Source organism: Methyloferula stellata AR4 (assembly GCF_000385335.1).
Classification (GTDB): domain Bacteria; phylum Pseudomonadota; class Alphaproteobacteria; order Rhizobiales; family Beijerinckiaceae; genus Methyloferula; species Methyloferula stellata.
The window spans coordinates 2,353,953-2,366,830 of sequence record NZ_ARWA01000001.1 but is presented as its reverse complement, the minus strand read 5'-3'; the positions used below and the strand labels follow the sequence as shown (position 1 = coordinate 2,366,830).

Sequence of the window (12,878 nt, the reverse complement as noted above, 5' to 3'; positions counted from 1 at the left end):
AGATTCGGCTAGCGTCAAAGGACCTCAATATTTGGCGACGACCGGGGCCGGCGGAGCATAAGTATCGAACTTATAGCTGAAGCCCGCCTGCACGCGATTATCCGTCGAGTGATGGTTCAACGGGAAAGCGAAGACAGCATCGCTGAAGCGGCCGTAATCGGTGTAGCGGTATTCCGCACGAACCGACCAATTGTTGGTGACGGCATATTCGATACCGCCGCCGACGGTCCAGCCGACCCGGGTGCGATCGAACGAAGCGAAGGCGCCGGGAGTGACGAAGCTGTCCTTGATATCGGCGAAGGCGACACCGCCCGTTGCGTAGATCAAGGTGCGATCCCAGGCATAACCGACGCGGCCGCGGATCGAAGCGTCGACCGAAATCTTCGTGGAGGCGGAGATCGGGCCGAGGATGTTGAATGCGTTGCCGGAATAGCTCGTGCCGTTCACGTCGCCTTCGAGACCAATGACGAACTGCTGGACCTGGTAGTTATAACCGATGTGCGCGCCACCGACGACACCCGACGGCTGCGAAGACACGAAGGTCATCGGCTCACGCCCCCATTCGTAGCCGATCTGACCGCCGAGATAGACGCCGGTCCAGGTGAAGAGCGGCGGCGGAGCATAAACCGGCGGCGGAGCGCGCGAAGGCAAATCAGCCGCCATGGCCACGCTCGACAGGCCGCATAATGCAACCGTTAGAATCAGCTTTTTCATTGAAAATAACCCCTAAGGAAACCAGACAACCAAATCCTATATTATCGGCTTCAGTCCGGCCTATTAACAAAAGTATAGTTCAGACTATTAGTCTGCTGATGTTGCATAAATGCCTCGCCAATACCACTAAGATACGTATCAATACGTATCGATGATTTAGAATATTTCTCTTTTAATGTGGAAGATCGCCTACGCGTCCAACTTCTATCGCATTCTCCAGCGGCTCCATGGCGCCAGTCGGGGCGGGCGCGGCGTTCCTTGGAACCATCAAATCGAATGGCGCTGGCAGATAGGAACGAGTCTGCCCCAATGTCGTGGCACACCTCAGTCGAAGCATTGAAGCTGCTCGCGGCGAAGGGCGGAAAAATAAGACCTCCGGCTTGGACAGCCGGAGGTCGATGGCGGATTCGTGCCGATCAGTTTTCAGTAGCGTTAAAGCAACTTCAATATTTGGCGAGGACCGGTGGCGGCGGCGCATACATATCGAATTTATAGCTGAAGCCGACCCGCACGGCATGTTCGACATCGTGATGCGAGACCAGTCCGGACCCGATTGCATCCGTCCCGCGGCCGAAATCCGTATAACGATATTCACCGCGCACCGACCAATTATTGGTCACCGCATATTCGAGGCCGCCGCCGACCGTCCAGCCGACGCGTGTCGCGGAGTTGCTGAAGAAGGGAGCCGCCGGATTGAACGATCCCACATAAGTGTGCTTGATATCGGCGAAGGCGGCGCCGCCCGTGGCGTAAAACAGCGTCCGGTCCCAGGCGTAACCAATGCGGCCGCGCGCCGATCCTTCGACGGGTATTTTCATACCGAAAGTTGTCCCGGTCGCGGTATCGAAGGTCGATTTCGAAAAGCTCGATCCATCGACATCACCTTCAAGGCCGACGACAAATTGGTTGATCTGATAATTGTAGCCAATATGGGCGCCGCCGATCACGCCTTCCGGACTATTGCTTTGGGCAAAGGGCGTGGCGACGATGTAACTGTTGCTGGTGCCCCAGGCATAGCCGATCTGGCCGCCGACATAGGCGCCGGTCCATGTGAAGATCGGCGGCGGGATAAAGACGGGCGGCGGAGCCCGGCGCGAGGGCAAGTCGGCGGCAAGAGCCGCTGTCGACAGACTGCCGAGCACGACGGCGAGCAAAATCTGTTTCATGGTCGTGTAGTCCCCCGATGGTTCCGCGCTATTGCAATCATATAATTCTTAAAGGCCGCTTGAGATGCATCGGGCCGCCGCTTTCAAAAGCCGCGTGATAAATTTGCACCGTTTGGCCGGTGACGCGGTAATGGATTGCCGCGAGATCGCGATCCGCCCAGTTGGCCACAAATCGCCACCGGTTATCGCTTGTCCAAATGCTCCAAGACCCAATCGGTCATCGCATCGAGAACCATCGCCAAGATCTCTGCATCGTTGCGGCCGGATCGCGCGGGCACGTGAAATGAGTGATCCGCATCATCGATGCTCAGCAGCGTTGCCGCGTTGCCGAGCCCGGCGACCATTGGAGCCAACAAAGACAGGTCTGCTAATGCGTCGCGGCTGCCTTGAAGAAACAGCATCGGGATCTGTATCTGCGCCAAGTGGCTCGCGCGCTCGACCGATGGCTTTCCGGCGGCATGAAGAGGGAACCCTAGAAAGATAAGGCCGCGGACTCCGGTCAATGGAGCCGCCGCCTGCGCCTGCGATGTCATTCGGCCGCCGAACGATTTGCCGCCGGCAAATAATGGAAGCGCCGGCACCAAGCGTCGCGCCGCGTCAACCGCCGCGCGAACCGTGACATGCGCCAGTGCCGGACGATCGGGACGCTTCGAGCCCTGCTCCATATAGGGAAACTGATACCGCAGACTGGCAATCCGCCGATCAAAGAGACCGTTTGCAACAGCTTCCATGAATGGGTGCGTCATGCCGGCGCCCGCGCCGTGAGCGATAACATAACAAGCCGCAGCCTCGTCCGGGACCAGCAACAGGCTGGAGACGCTGTGGGCGTCGTCGATGGCGATCATTGTGCTCGCGCCTCCACCCTGCGCGTCTCTCGTTTCATGCGCGCTTTTCATACCGGGCACCGCAGCGGCTATTAGAAGAATTATACAATTCGGAGTCTTAAACTGGGGAGTACCGCGCCCCTGGCAGCCAAACATCTTCAAGCATGGATGGTCAGGGAACCGATCTCGCCCATACAAATAAACACCGCTTTGATGCTGGCTCCGGAAGGCTCGTCAGGTCGCAGGTTCATCTCGCGCGTGATCAATTGTGGGTGCGTTGACGAGCGCTCGAAGTGCGTCTGATGTCATAAAATGGAGGACGTCCGAGGACTTGCTTCCTCGCATGATCATCCCAGCAAGGCCCATGAAGTCGCGCTGCCCGCGCCTACCCATATAAAAAACCGGGCCGCCGCTCATGCCGTCCGGATCAAATCCATCTGGCCGCACTATTCTCAGTTTGTGCAGATGAGGCGATGAAGTAGCTCCGAGGTACTGACCATCGATGTATGTCGGAACAGCTACCATTCCCTGACCATCGTCATGATAGGTTTGAAGCTGCGTTGGATAACCACAAACCCATAAGGGGCCGGAAGCATGCCGGGGCCAGCAGAGATCATCTTGCACATCGAAAAAATTGGCTTCGATGGGGATGCCATCATAATTTTCAGGTTTGTATTCAAATGCCCTTACATCAAGCAGATCGGTGTCATCAGAGACGGGCTCTGGATTGTGAGCCCATAGGGCAGAAGGTATGGCAATCTTATTTTCATGAGCTAAGCGAAAGCCAATCTTTTCGGGCTCGACATGTGAGATTTGGTGCTGGCAACAGAACAAAAAGAACCGACCATTTATTTGCAGGGCAGTCCCACTTCCTGGAAAGAAATGTGGAAACTGTTGGTCATCTGTCGAAGCGAAGAGGTGTTTGCAATAGGTGGCAAGTCTTAAACCCGCGTCCCGCGTCGGATACCAGAGATTGCCAATCTGAATGCTCTCAAACATCGCGACTCGCTACGATGCCTAGAGGCCCGCTTTCAGCGCAGAAACGTGTAGCATCGACATGTGTATTTAACTTTAGCTTAAAACAGTCTTTTAAAATCAATAACTTAAGGCAATGGTGGGGGAGGTAGGACTCGAACCTACGAAGGCATAGCCAGCGGATTTACAGTCCGCCCCCTTTGCCACTCGGGACACTCCCCCTTAAGCCAGGTCCTCAACAAAGACTTGGCAGGGTTTTGGTGAAGGCGCTTATGGAAAGGCAGGCCCTGCCTGTCAACCCATAACCTCCTGCGGCCGCCTGCGCTCTCCCGTGTGAACATTGCCCGCGCCTGTCTGGCGTGACAATAAATAAGGCAATCGAGGCGGCAAACGGCGGAAACAGATCTTGGACAAGACCCATCGGCCGCCGGATCGCAACCGTAAAACCGGTCAAAAAGCCGCGAAGCCGTCGCCTCGGCCCGCGTCCCTAAAGGAGCGCCATGCGGCCCCGGGCGGCCAAAAGCAGCGCGATCCTCATGCGGGCCCCTTGAGCCGCCAGCCTTCCCCCGCCCCTGCCCGGCCGGCTTCAAGCGCCACGGCGCCGCAGGCAGCCTTCCGGCGGCCTTCCGCCGAACTCAGCGTCCTTTACGGCATCCATGCCGTGCGCGCGGCGATCACCGCCAAACGCCGGAAGATTTTATCCGTCTTCGCGACGGCGCCGGTGGCGCAGCGCTTGGCCGCGGATCTCGCCGAGGCCAGTCTTGTGCCGCAGATCGTCGGCAACGAGGATCTCGCCCGCCGCCTCGGTCAGAACGCCGTGCATCAAGGCATCATGATCGAAGCACGGCCGCTCGAGCCGATCGATCTTTCGGACATTGTTCCAGCCAGCGGGATTGTGCTGGCGCTCGATCAGATCACCGACCCGCATAATGTCGGCGCGATCATGCGCACAGCCGCGGCCTTCGGCGTCGATGCCGTGGTCACCACCGAGCGGCATTCGCCGGAGCTTTCGGGCGTGATGGCGAAGGCGGCCTCCGGCGGCCTGGATCATGTACCGATCGCGCTCGTCGGTAATTTTGCCCGCGCGCTCGAACGGCTCGGCGATATGGGCTATCTGCGCGTCGGACTCGACTCGGAAGCACCCATCGCCTTCGAAGCCGCGCCGCTCTCAAGTCCGCTGGTGCTGGTGCTCGGCGGCGAAGGCAAAGGGTTGCGCCGCCTCAGCCGCGAGAAATGCGATCTTCTGGTCCGGCTCGACATGCCGGGGCCGATCAAGAGCCTCAATGTCTCGAATGCCTGCGCCGTGGCTCTCACGCTCGTGCGGCTGAAATTGGCGCGGCCCTAAGTCCCCTCGTCCCGGCACGGCAAAGGCCCGCCATAGACGACGCGCGGCAGGTGGGATTTCGGCGGCGCTTTGCCGATCGTGATGATCCGCGGTTTGAAACAGCTCTGATGCGGCGGCCCATAGCCGTAGAGCCAAGGTGGCGGAGGTGGCGGAGGTGGCGGATAGCCTTCCCCTGACGGCACGCTGGCCTGGCCGGCGTCGGTCGGGTCATAGCTGCCATCGCCCCACGGCAGACCGTAGCCAACCCCGGAGGCAAAGGCCCAGCCATGCCGGCCAAAGCGAAAGGCACGCTTGGGCTTAGGCGTTTCACCCGGCCGCGCCGCGACGGCGGGATGCGCGGCCATATGGCCGGCGCCTCGCAAACCTGCCCCGCCCGCAAAACCTCTGGCATCCGCCGGTTGAATCGCAGACAGGAAAAGAGTGCCGGCCGCAGCCATACACAACCATCGACACATAATTCACCCATCGACGCGGTTAATTTTCAAGCCTAACATAGCCGGTATTGGCCATCTTCACAGAGGGCCGATGTCGCAAAGGCCGATCAAACCGGCAGTGCGATCGTTAAAAAAGCAATCGGGAGGATGCCTGCCTCTAGCCAAACGCCTAGAGGCCGGAAAGCCAGGGGAAGCCGACATGACTATGTCCGTAACAGCCGCGACACCGGCCGGCCGCGCCGGGCCGATGACCAGCGCCGAGAAGATGGTGATCTTCGCCTCTTCGCTTGGAACCGTCTTTGAATGGTATGATTTTTATCTCTACGGTTCGCTCGCAACAATCATCGGGGCGCAGTTCTTCAGCGAGTTCCCGAAAGCCACTGCCGATATTTTCGCCCTGCTCGCCTTTGCCGCGGGCTTTCTCGTGCGCCCGTTCGGGGCCCTCGTCTTCGGCCGCATCGGCGATATCGTCGGGCGCAAATATACGTTCCTGATCACGATCCTGATCATGGGCCTTTCGACCTTCATCGTCGGCCTGCTGCCCAATTACAAGACCATCGGCGTCATCGCGCCCATCGTTCTGATCGGCTTGCGTCTGTTGCAAGGCCTGGCGCTTGGCGGCGAATATGGCGGGGCCGCGACCTATGTCGCCGAACATGCGCCGGAAGGCCGCCGTGGCTTTTATACATCATGGATTCAGACCACGGCGACGCTCGGCCTGTTCCTGTCGCTTCTTGTCATTCTCTTCGTCCGCAGCTTCTGGGGCGAGGGCGCCTTCGCCGATTGGGCCTGGCGCATTCCCTTCATTTTCTCCTTCTTCCTTCTCGCCATCTCGCTTTGGATTCGTCTGCAACTCAGCGAGTCGCCCGTCTTCCTGAAGATGAAGGAGGAAGGCACGACGTCGAAAGCGCCGCTGACTGAATCCTTCGCCACCTGGTCGAATGCCAAATATGTTCTGATCGCATTGTTCGGCATGACCATGGGCCAGGGCGTCGTCTGGTACACAGGGCAGTTTTACGCCCTGTTCTTCCTGCAAGCGATCCTCAAGGTCGACGGTTATACGTCGAACCTTCTGATCGCCTGGTCGCTGGTTTTGGGCAGCGGATTCTTCATCTTCTTCGGCTGGCTCTCCGACAAGATCGGCCGCAAGCCGATCATCCTCGCAGGCTGCCTGATCGCGGCGATCACCTATATTCCGATCTTCAACGCGATCACAACCAATGCGAATCCGGCGCTCGAAAATGCGCTGAAAACCGTACAGGTCACCGTCATCGCCGATCCGGCCGATTGCGGCAATCTGTTCAATCCGGTCGGCACCCGCGTCTTCACCAGTTCTTGCGACAATGCACGTGCGCTGCTCGCCAAGAGTTCGGTCAAATATAGGACCGAGGCGGGACCGGCTGGACAGCCGGCGGTCATCAAGATCGGCGATGCGGTGGTCACATCCTACGATGCGAAAACAGCAGCCGATCCGAAAGCCGCAGCGGGAGATCTCAGCAAGGCCACAGCGGCTGCGCTGGAAGCGGCTGGCTATCCGAAAGCCAAGGATCCGGGCATCGTGAAGATCTCGGAGCCGTTCGATATTTTCAAGCCGCAAGTCCTGAAAATCATCGGACTCCTTTGGGTGCTCGTGATCTATGTGACCATGGTCTATGGGCCGATCGCGGCGGCGCTCGTCGAGTTCTTCCCCTCGCGCATCCGCTATACGTCCATGTCGCTGCCCTACCATATCGGCAATGGCTGGTTCGGCGGTCTGCTGCCAGCGACGGCCTTTGCGATGGTGGCCCAGACCGGCGATATCTACTTCGGTCTCTGGTATCCGATCTTCTTCGCACTGGTGACTTTCGTGGTCGGGCTCTTCCTGGTCCCGGAGACCAAGGACCGCAATATCAACGAGAGCTATGGCCGCTGACCAAACGAAAACGAATCAGGCCCCTGACCAAACGAAAACGAATCAGGCCCCGCTACGAGCGGGGCCTGATAAAGCCGGAACCGGCGATTTTAAGTTTACTGGCAGACCCGGACGCGCTGCACGACATAGCCATAGCCGTCCCAAACCTGCTGCGGCTGCCACCAGCAACGCGGCGGGGGCGGCGGCGGGGGAGCGTAATAACCGGGATAATAGGGCGGCGGCGGAGCCGCGCTGGCGGCGGCCGCGCCGGCCAGAACTCCAAGGGCGGTGCCGCCGATAATGCCCGCAGCAATAGCGCCACCATCGCCCGCGGCGGCAGGAGCCGAAGCCGTGGCTAAGGCCGCGGCGGCAACAGCCGCCACCAAAGTGGTCTTGAACACGTTTTCAAGTCTCATCAACATGGTCCCCTCCAAAGCAAAACGCTCGGCGGCGAATCGCAGATTTCGTCAAAAGGTCAGCTCGCTAAAATTCGAGAAAACCGTCCGCAGCTGGTGAAGATATCGTGCGGATCGCCTCATCCATGTGACGAACCGGGCGGGTTTCTTGAAGCTGGGCGGGATCTTATTCGTTCCCATTGCGGCAAGGATGAGGCCGTGTCACAAAGACGGCCGAAACGACCCTCTGAGCGAGCGCTCGGGCCTCGCCTGCGGCGGGCCGTGGAAGAATGTTGCAACTCGCGTCCGACACTGCTAGCTGAGCGCCGTCGGCCGCGCCGCATGCCGGTTTAGCTCAGTTGGTAGAGCAACTGATTTGTAATCAGTAGGTCGAGGGTTCGACTCCTTCAACCGGCACCAGATGATATCAGTGACCCGAATTCGGACACTCGCCTGCGTGGTCCTGGGTTCGTCACTTGCCAGAGCATGAATTCCAATGGCTGCGCCATGCGAGGAGCATAGAAAATGAATTTGGAACCGGGTGAAGAAATCAAGATTGCGAAAAAGCCGAATGGCAAATGGGGCATTTTCCTGCATCTCAACGGATATGCCGAGCCCTTCGATATTCGCGAGCTGAAGACCGAGGAAATGGCAGAGGGCTGGGTCGACACGACGGAGTGCAACAATCTCGTCGATCAATTCATCACCAAATACCGTGGAAAGGCCTAAAGTCCTTCGTCTACGGAAAATGCCGAGGGGTTAGAGATTCCTTTTTTCGAACATGTTCGAAAACAATTGCGCATTGACCTGAAAGCCCCTCACCGGCTGAAGATCAATGCGCAATTTTTTTATGCGCCCGGCAGCCTCAATATTTGGCAACGACTGGCGCCGGCGTCGACCAGAAATCGAACTTATAATTGAGGCCGGCGCGCACCACGTTGAACGTTGTCCGCTCACTCAGCGAGGCGATGCCACCGATGCCGTCAGGAAGCGTGAAGACGGAGTTCTTGCCGAGATCGACATAGAGATATTCCGTCTTGAACGTCACGTTATGTGTGAGCGCATATTCAAGACCGGCACCGATCGTCCAACCCATAGGCTCGTGCGTCCTGGAAAAAGTGCCGGCCGCGCCGCCCAATCCGCCGAAACCAGCGACGCCAGACGCAAAGCTGTTCGTCTCGCCATAGGCAAAGCCGCCGGTGATATAAGGCATGGCCTGACCGAAGGCATAGCCTGCGCGACCGCGGACCGTACCGAACCAATCGACTTTGGTCCCGGCGTCCAAACCGGCGGCGGCGCCTCCGGCGAAGACTGAAGCTATATATTCCGACTTGATCCAGCTTCCTTGGGCGTCGGCCTCGAGACCGAGCACGAAATTCGACGCCGGAAACTGGTAATTGAAGCCGACCTGGCCGCCGGCGAGAAACCCGCTGGAGGAGGAACTTCTCTGGGCGGTGACACCTGTGCCCGTATCCGAGGTATAGGACCTGATACGATCGCCGCCATAACCGCCGTCGATACCAACGTAGACCCCTGTCCAAGACCAGGCGGGCGGCAGCGGCAGAACAGGCGGCGGCAGGCGTGATGGAAGGTCGGCGGCAAGTGCCGAACCGGCCATCGCAGCCAGCGCGACGCCGGATATTAAGAGTTTATCGAACATTGCAGGCACCCCTTGCCTATTGATCTAGGTCATGAGCCTGCCCAATGCATGGTAAGCACAAAGTTACTAAGGCTATACCTGTAGATAAATCACTTTCAACGTGGCATAAATGCATCATTTAACGTCACTATGTAAGCAGTTATACTTATATATACTAAAATATACTTATACTTTAGGACTTATGCTTCTCTACTGGATCGCCCGCAGCGCAGATGCGCTCGACCGCTCGCGCTTTCCGCCTCAAACCTTGACGCGCGTGCATCCAGCAGCGAGGCGACCCTCAATCGGTGCCATTGCCGCAAGTCCGCGAGGATGCGTCGAAAGACCCATAGGCGCGTCACGGAAGGAACGACGAAGACAAAAGAAATCCGAAGACTTATAATCACCGCGAATGTGAGCGTCGGCGAACCCGCCTGCGCTCTTGAATTTGGTCTTGGCTGAAGACCTGCGCAGGGATGGATCGACCTGTCAGGGAGGAGTTTTGGGGATGACGGACTTGAAAGAGTCGATGAAATTTGTCGAGGGCGGTGACGAATATGAACTGCTCGCAAGCGACGATAAGCTCACTTACATGCTCATCTTCAAAACCGAGAATCAGACCGCCATCCTTCATGGCGAACAACTCGACGCGTTTCATGCCGAATTCGATCTCGTGAGAAAGCAATATCCGGCCTATAGCCCGGATCAGAGACTGGCTCAGATTTGGGATCAGGGCGGCTATAGCTGGCTCGCCGCCGAGCAGGAAGAATCCGACCAAGGCTAGAGCGCTCGCGCCTTATCATCGAAACCGGCCACGATGATTCTGATTTAACCCAACTTGGGCCTGCCCGAGTCGGGCATTTTAAAAGGTCAAAGTCGGCAGGCCCGACTTTGACTGATCCGAAATCATCGTGATTTATGTCCTTCGCGCCAGCGCGGCCTGAGAAGCCGGCATGGCCGAACGGGCGCGCGACGCCGCGATCTCGCCAGTGCCTCGCGGCATCGGCGCACTGCCTTCTTTGAGCAGAAACACTCAGTCAAGATTGAGTGATGATGCCCCACGGCAAAGCCGATCGATCTATGTCTACATTTGATACGCAGCCGCGCGATTCGGCGAAGTGAGCGGACGAATGTTGAAAGCCATATTGACCCTGTTTCTCTGCCTTGCAGCAGGCGACCTGATCAACAAGCTGACAGGCCTGCCGCTGCCAGGCGGCGTCATCGGTCTTGTCATCCTGCTCGCGATCCTGATCTGGCGCCGCGGTCCCGACCCCAAGCTGAGAGAAACAAGTCATTTCCTGCTTCGCAACATGACCGTGTTGTTCATCCCGGCGAGCGTCGGCCTCGTCACCCAGCTCCCGGCACTGAAACAAGACGCATTGCCGATCGGCATTGCCATCGTCGTTTCGACCGTGCTCGGCATGGCCGTCACGGCGGCCATCATGCATTGGCTGGCGCGTGGAGGCCACCCGGCGCGCGAGCCCCAATCGCGAGAGGCGCAATGACGGCAGCTTTCGCCAGTCTCGGCCATGCGATTCTGACCGACCCGCTTTTCGGCCTGATCGGCACGCTGGCCGCCTATCAGTTCGGCATCTGGTTTCAGCGGCTCTGCGGCGGTTATGTGCTGCTCAATCCGCTACTCATCGCCGTGATCTTGCTGGTCACTCTGCTGCGGGTCGCGGACATCCCCTATGAACATTATATGCAAGGCGGCAGGCTGATCGCTTTTCTGCTGGGTCCGGCGACCGTCGCATTGGCCTTGCCGCTTTACGACAATCTGAAATCGATCCGGCACGCGGCAATGGCAATTTTCCCGGCCGTCATCATCGGCTCGCTCACGACATGCCTCAGCGCCATGCTGATCGGGCATTGGCTCGGCGCCTCACACGCGGTCGTCCTTTCGCTCGGCGCCCATTCTGCCACGACGCCCGTCGCCATGGGCATTACCGAACAGCTCGGCGGCGAGCCATCGCTGGCAGCGGCCTTCACGCTCCTGACTGGCCTGGCCGGCGTCATTCTCTTCGCGCCGGTCATGTCTATGATCCGCGTGAAGGATTGGCGTGCGCGGGGACTTGGGATCGGCACCGCAGCTCACGGTCTCGGCACGGCACGGATGCTTCAGCTCAATGAGACGGCTGGTGCCTATGGCGGGATCGCCCTCGGCCTCGGCGCCCTCATCACCGCCGTCATCGTCCCGCTTCTCGTGCGCTACGGATTTGCGAGTTGAGATCGAAAGCAGCCAGGTCAACCTGCCGGTTGACCTGTAAAAGCTTATTTTTTTAAAAACACATAATCCGCCGAATAGGGTTCGGCATGGAATGTGCCGACCTTCGAACAGGCGCCTTCGAAACCACCACCCTGAGTTTCGAGCCGCTGCACCGTCGTGACGTCTTTCAAGAGACCGTCGCCGCGTCTGTCCGAGACATTCAATTTGAGCCAGGCAATGTCCTTGCCCGTGGCGCCCGGCGCCTTCGCGACGACTTTGCCGATGACAGCACTGCCGTCGGCCGCCTCCCAACTGGGTCCGGCGAAATGCCGTCCGACCGTTTTGCCATCGACCAGCAAGGTCGCGATAGGCTCACGGAATTGCCATGTCATCGTGCCGGTCGGATCGGCTTTGCATTCGTAGATCTGCGCGCCCTCCGCACGAACCTTGAGGACGATCGTTTCATCTGTAACGGCAACCGCACTCGGTATCTCCGCCGCGCGCGCGGGTGAGGCGGCGAGCAGCATCGTCATCGCCGTCAGCAAGTGGCCTATTTGCATCGATTCCCCCCAAGTCAGTCCCGGGCTTCGCCGCCGCGCGAGGCAAGAGCTACGCCAATTCCACCAGGCTTCGCGAGGCGTTCGGCTTGCAGCCCTAGGATCACGATGAACGTGATCGATTCCAGCAAATGCAGGCTGTTTTCCTCGATCCCCTCGAAGCCCATCTTAGATGAGATCGATAAGCCCGCAAGGAGATCGCCACGATGAATGCACAGAGCAAAAGCCCGGATTTCGGGCGCTTCGACGTCTACGATATAGCCAAAGCCTTCCCGGCATCGGCGGACACGCTGCTGCTCGACACCTATCTGACCAATGAGGAGGAGGCAAGCGCGCGCATCTTCCGCGTCTATCGGGAAACCCCGCCGCATTATCACGAGAAGAGCGACGAATATCTCTATGTGCTGTCGGGCAAGGGCACGTTCTGGATGGGCAGCCCGGAGAACGGCGGAGAATTCGCGCAGGGCCAGCTTTTGTTCTTCAAGAAACGCACGGTCCATGCGTTGCCGACGATCATCGAAGGGCCGGTCGTATTTCTATCGATCGATACGCCGCGCCGCGATCCGAAGGACATCATCTTCATCAATCCGGCGGATGGCACACCCGAAAGCTTCATCAGCGGGCGCTGACCCGCCGATGACTGTTGATGAGGATCAGGACCTAATCATAGCGTGATCCGAGGGCCGTCATTGCGAGCGAAGCGAAGCAATCCATGGAAACCACGGACAATAG

General features: G+C 58.7%; 16 protein-coding genes and 2 tRNA genes. 8 read left to right on the top strand and 10 right to left on the bottom strand.

All coding sequences use genetic code 11. The features are described 5' to 3' along the window. Nucleotides 1-24: 24 nt before the first annotated feature. From A3OQ_RS0111640 to A3OQ_RS0111615, 5 genes are all read right to left on the bottom strand, one after another. On the bottom strand, nucleotides 25-663 hold the full coding sequence (locus tag A3OQ_RS0111640) for an outer membrane protein (protein ID WP_020175565.1): 639 nt from the start codon (nucleotides 661-663) through the stop codon (nucleotides 25-27). A 494-nt stretch (nucleotides 664-1,157) separates the two neighbouring features. After that, a complete protein-coding gene (locus A3OQ_RS0111635; RefSeq protein WP_020175564.1) occupies nucleotides 1,158-1,880 on the bottom strand; it encodes an outer membrane protein in 723 nt (240 codons plus the stop codon). Between the two features lie 182 nt (nucleotides 1,881-2,062). Continuing rightward, nucleotides 2,063-2,725, bottom strand: a complete 663-nt coding sequence (locus A3OQ_RS0111625; RefSeq protein ID WP_020175562.1) for an alpha/beta hydrolase family protein — start codon at nucleotides 2,723-2,725, stop codon at nucleotides 2,063-2,065. Nucleotides 2,726-2,938: 213 nt separating this feature from the next. After that, entirely contained in the window at nucleotides 2,939-3,703 is a 765-nt protein-coding gene (locus A3OQ_RS24435; RefSeq protein WP_026595743.1) for a hypothetical protein, read from the bottom strand. A gap of 113 nt (nucleotides 3,704-3,816) precedes the next feature. Next, nucleotides 3,817-3,901 (bottom strand) — tRNA-Tyr (locus A3OQ_RS0111615). Between the two features lie 184 nt (nucleotides 3,902-4,085). Here A3OQ_RS0111615 and rlmB point away from each other — a divergent pair. Next, on the top strand, nucleotides 4,086-5,024 hold the full coding sequence (gene rlmB / locus A3OQ_RS0111610; RefSeq protein WP_020175559.1) for a 23S rRNA (guanosine(2251)-2'-O)-methyltransferase RlmB: 939 nt from the start codon (nucleotides 4,086-4,088) through the stop codon (nucleotides 5,022-5,024). Here rlmB and A3OQ_RS22135 read toward each other — a convergent pair. Beyond that, the gene (locus A3OQ_RS22135) at nucleotides 5,021-5,368 is read right to left on the bottom strand and encodes a hypothetical protein (RefSeq protein WP_026595742.1); all 348 of its coding nucleotides are present in this window, start codon (nucleotides 5,366-5,368) and stop codon (nucleotides 5,021-5,023) included. The genes rlmB and A3OQ_RS22135 overlap by 4 nt on opposite strands. A 295-nt stretch (nucleotides 5,369-5,663) precedes the next feature. Between A3OQ_RS22135 and A3OQ_RS0111600 the strand changes: the two genes are divergently transcribed. After that, nucleotides 5,664-7,370 (top strand): MFS transporter, encoded by a 1,707-nt coding sequence (locus tag A3OQ_RS0111600; RefSeq protein WP_020175557.1) that lies wholly within the window; start codon nucleotides 5,664-5,666, stop codon nucleotides 7,368-7,370. A gap of 95 nt (nucleotides 7,371-7,465) precedes the next feature. Here the strand turns inward: A3OQ_RS0111600 and A3OQ_RS0111595 are convergent, their stop codons facing one another. After that, the gene (locus tag A3OQ_RS0111595; RefSeq protein ID WP_020175556.1) at nucleotides 7,466-7,771 is read right to left on the bottom strand and encodes a hypothetical protein; all 306 of its coding nucleotides are present in this window, start codon (nucleotides 7,769-7,771) and stop codon (nucleotides 7,466-7,468) included. A 317-nt stretch (nucleotides 7,772-8,088) separates the two neighbouring features. Here A3OQ_RS0111595 and A3OQ_RS0111590 point away from each other — a divergent pair. After that, nucleotides 8,089-8,164, top strand: a tRNA-Thr gene (locus tag A3OQ_RS0111590). Nucleotides 8,165-8,269: 105 nt separating this feature from the next. Continuing rightward, complete coding sequence (locus tag A3OQ_RS0111585) at nucleotides 8,270-8,473, top strand: hypothetical protein (protein ID WP_020175555.1); 204 nt, start codon at nucleotides 8,270-8,272, stop codon at nucleotides 8,471-8,473. Between the two features lie 136 nt (nucleotides 8,474-8,609). Here the strand turns inward: A3OQ_RS0111585 and A3OQ_RS0111575 are convergent, their stop codons facing one another. Continuing rightward, a complete protein-coding gene (locus A3OQ_RS0111575) occupies nucleotides 8,610-9,404 on the bottom strand; it encodes an outer membrane protein (RefSeq protein ID WP_020175554.1) in 795 nt (264 codons plus the stop codon). Between the two features lie 487 nt (nucleotides 9,405-9,891). Between A3OQ_RS0111575 and A3OQ_RS0111570 the strand changes: the two genes are divergently transcribed. The 3 genes from A3OQ_RS0111570 to A3OQ_RS0111560 all read left to right on the top strand — a co-directional run bounded on the left by A3OQ_RS0111570 (nucleotide 9,892) and on the right by A3OQ_RS0111560 (nucleotide 11,610). Beyond that, a complete protein-coding gene (locus tag A3OQ_RS0111570; protein ID WP_040580039.1) occupies nucleotides 9,892-10,167 on the top strand; it encodes a hypothetical protein in 276 nt (91 codons plus the stop codon). A gap of 346 nt (nucleotides 10,168-10,513) precedes the next feature. Beyond that, a complete protein-coding gene (locus A3OQ_RS22130; RefSeq protein WP_020175552.1) occupies nucleotides 10,514-10,888 on the top strand; it encodes a CidA/LrgA family protein in 375 nt (124 codons plus the stop codon). Next, nucleotides 10,885-11,610 carry an LrgB family protein gene (locus A3OQ_RS0111560; protein WP_020175551.1) on the top strand — a complete coding sequence of 242 codons (726 nt, stop codon included), beginning with the start codon at nucleotides 10,885-10,887 and terminating at the stop codon, nucleotides 11,608-11,610. Before A3OQ_RS22130 ends, A3OQ_RS0111560 begins: the two co-directional genes overlap by 4 nt. Nucleotides 11,611-11,654: 44 nt before the next feature. Here A3OQ_RS0111560 and A3OQ_RS0111555 read toward each other — a convergent pair whose 3' ends face one another. Both A3OQ_RS0111555 and A3OQ_RS24700 read right to left on the bottom strand, forming a co-directional pair. Further along, nucleotides 11,655-12,149: a DUF3455 domain-containing protein gene (locus tag A3OQ_RS0111555; RefSeq protein ID WP_040580036.1), complete on the bottom strand. Its 495-nt coding sequence runs from the start codon at nucleotides 12,147-12,149 to the stop codon at nucleotides 11,655-11,657. Between the two features lie 14 nt (nucleotides 12,150-12,163). Then, complete coding sequence (locus A3OQ_RS24700) at nucleotides 12,164-12,313, bottom strand: hypothetical protein (protein WP_020175549.1); 150 nt, start codon at nucleotides 12,311-12,313, stop codon at nucleotides 12,164-12,166. Between the two features lie 39 nt (nucleotides 12,314-12,352). On the opposite strand from A3OQ_RS24700, the gene A3OQ_RS0111545 reads away from it, so the two are divergent. Then, nucleotides 12,353-12,775 (top strand): cupin domain-containing protein, encoded by a 423-nt coding sequence (locus tag A3OQ_RS0111545; RefSeq protein WP_020175548.1) that lies wholly within the window; start codon nucleotides 12,353-12,355, stop codon nucleotides 12,773-12,775. Nucleotides 12,776-12,878 lie beyond the last annotated feature (103 nt).

Coding starts and splice junctions, on each gene's coding strand:
- A3OQ_RS0111640 (WP_020175565.1), bottom strand. CDS start 663: ATGGCGGCTGATTTGCCTTCGCGCGCTCCGCCGCCGGTTTATGCTCCG.
- A3OQ_RS0111635 (WP_020175564.1), bottom strand. CDS start 1,880: ATGAAACAGATTTTGCTCGCCGTCGTGCTCGGCAGTCTGTCGACAGCG.
- A3OQ_RS0111625 (WP_020175562.1), bottom strand. CDS start 2,725: ATGATCGCCATCGACGACGCCCACAGCGTCTCCAGCCTGTTGCTGGTC.
- A3OQ_RS24435 (WP_026595743.1), bottom strand. CDS start 3,703: ATGTTTGAGAGCATTCAGATTGGCAATCTCTGGTATCCGACGCGGGAC.
- A3OQ_RS22135 (WP_026595742.1), bottom strand. CDS start 5,368: ATGGCCGCGCATCCCGCCGTCGCGGCGCGGCCGGGTGAAACGCCTAAG.
- A3OQ_RS0111600 (WP_020175557.1), top strand. CDS start 5,664: ATGTCCGTAACAGCCGCGACACCGGCCGGCCGCGCCGGGCCGATGACC.
- A3OQ_RS0111595 (WP_020175556.1), bottom strand. CDS start 7,771: ATGTTGATGAGACTTGAAAACGTGTTCAAGACCACTTTGGTGGCGGCT.
- A3OQ_RS0111585 (WP_020175555.1), top strand. CDS start 8,270: ATGAATTTGGAACCGGGTGAAGAAATCAAGATTGCGAAAAAGCCGAAT.
- A3OQ_RS0111575 (WP_020175554.1), bottom strand. CDS start 9,404: ATGTTCGATAAACTCTTAATATCCGGCGTCGCGCTGGCTGCGATGGCC.
- A3OQ_RS0111570 (WP_040580039.1), top strand. CDS start 9,892: ATGACGGACTTGAAAGAGTCGATGAAATTTGTCGAGGGCGGTGACGAA.
- A3OQ_RS22130 (WP_020175552.1), top strand. CDS start 10,514: ATGTTGAAAGCCATATTGACCCTGTTTCTCTGCCTTGCAGCAGGCGAC.
- A3OQ_RS0111560 (WP_020175551.1), top strand. CDS start 10,885: ATGACGGCAGCTTTCGCCAGTCTCGGCCATGCGATTCTGACCGACCCG.
- A3OQ_RS0111555 (WP_040580036.1), bottom strand. CDS start 12,149: ATGCAAATAGGCCACTTGCTGACGGCGATGACGATGCTGCTCGCCGCC.
- A3OQ_RS24700 (WP_020175549.1), bottom strand. CDS start 12,313: ATGGGCTTCGAGGGGATCGAGGAAAACAGCCTGCATTTGCTGGAATCG.
- A3OQ_RS0111545 (WP_020175548.1), top strand. CDS start 12,353: ATGAATGCACAGAGCAAAAGCCCGGATTTCGGGCGCTTCGACGTCTAC.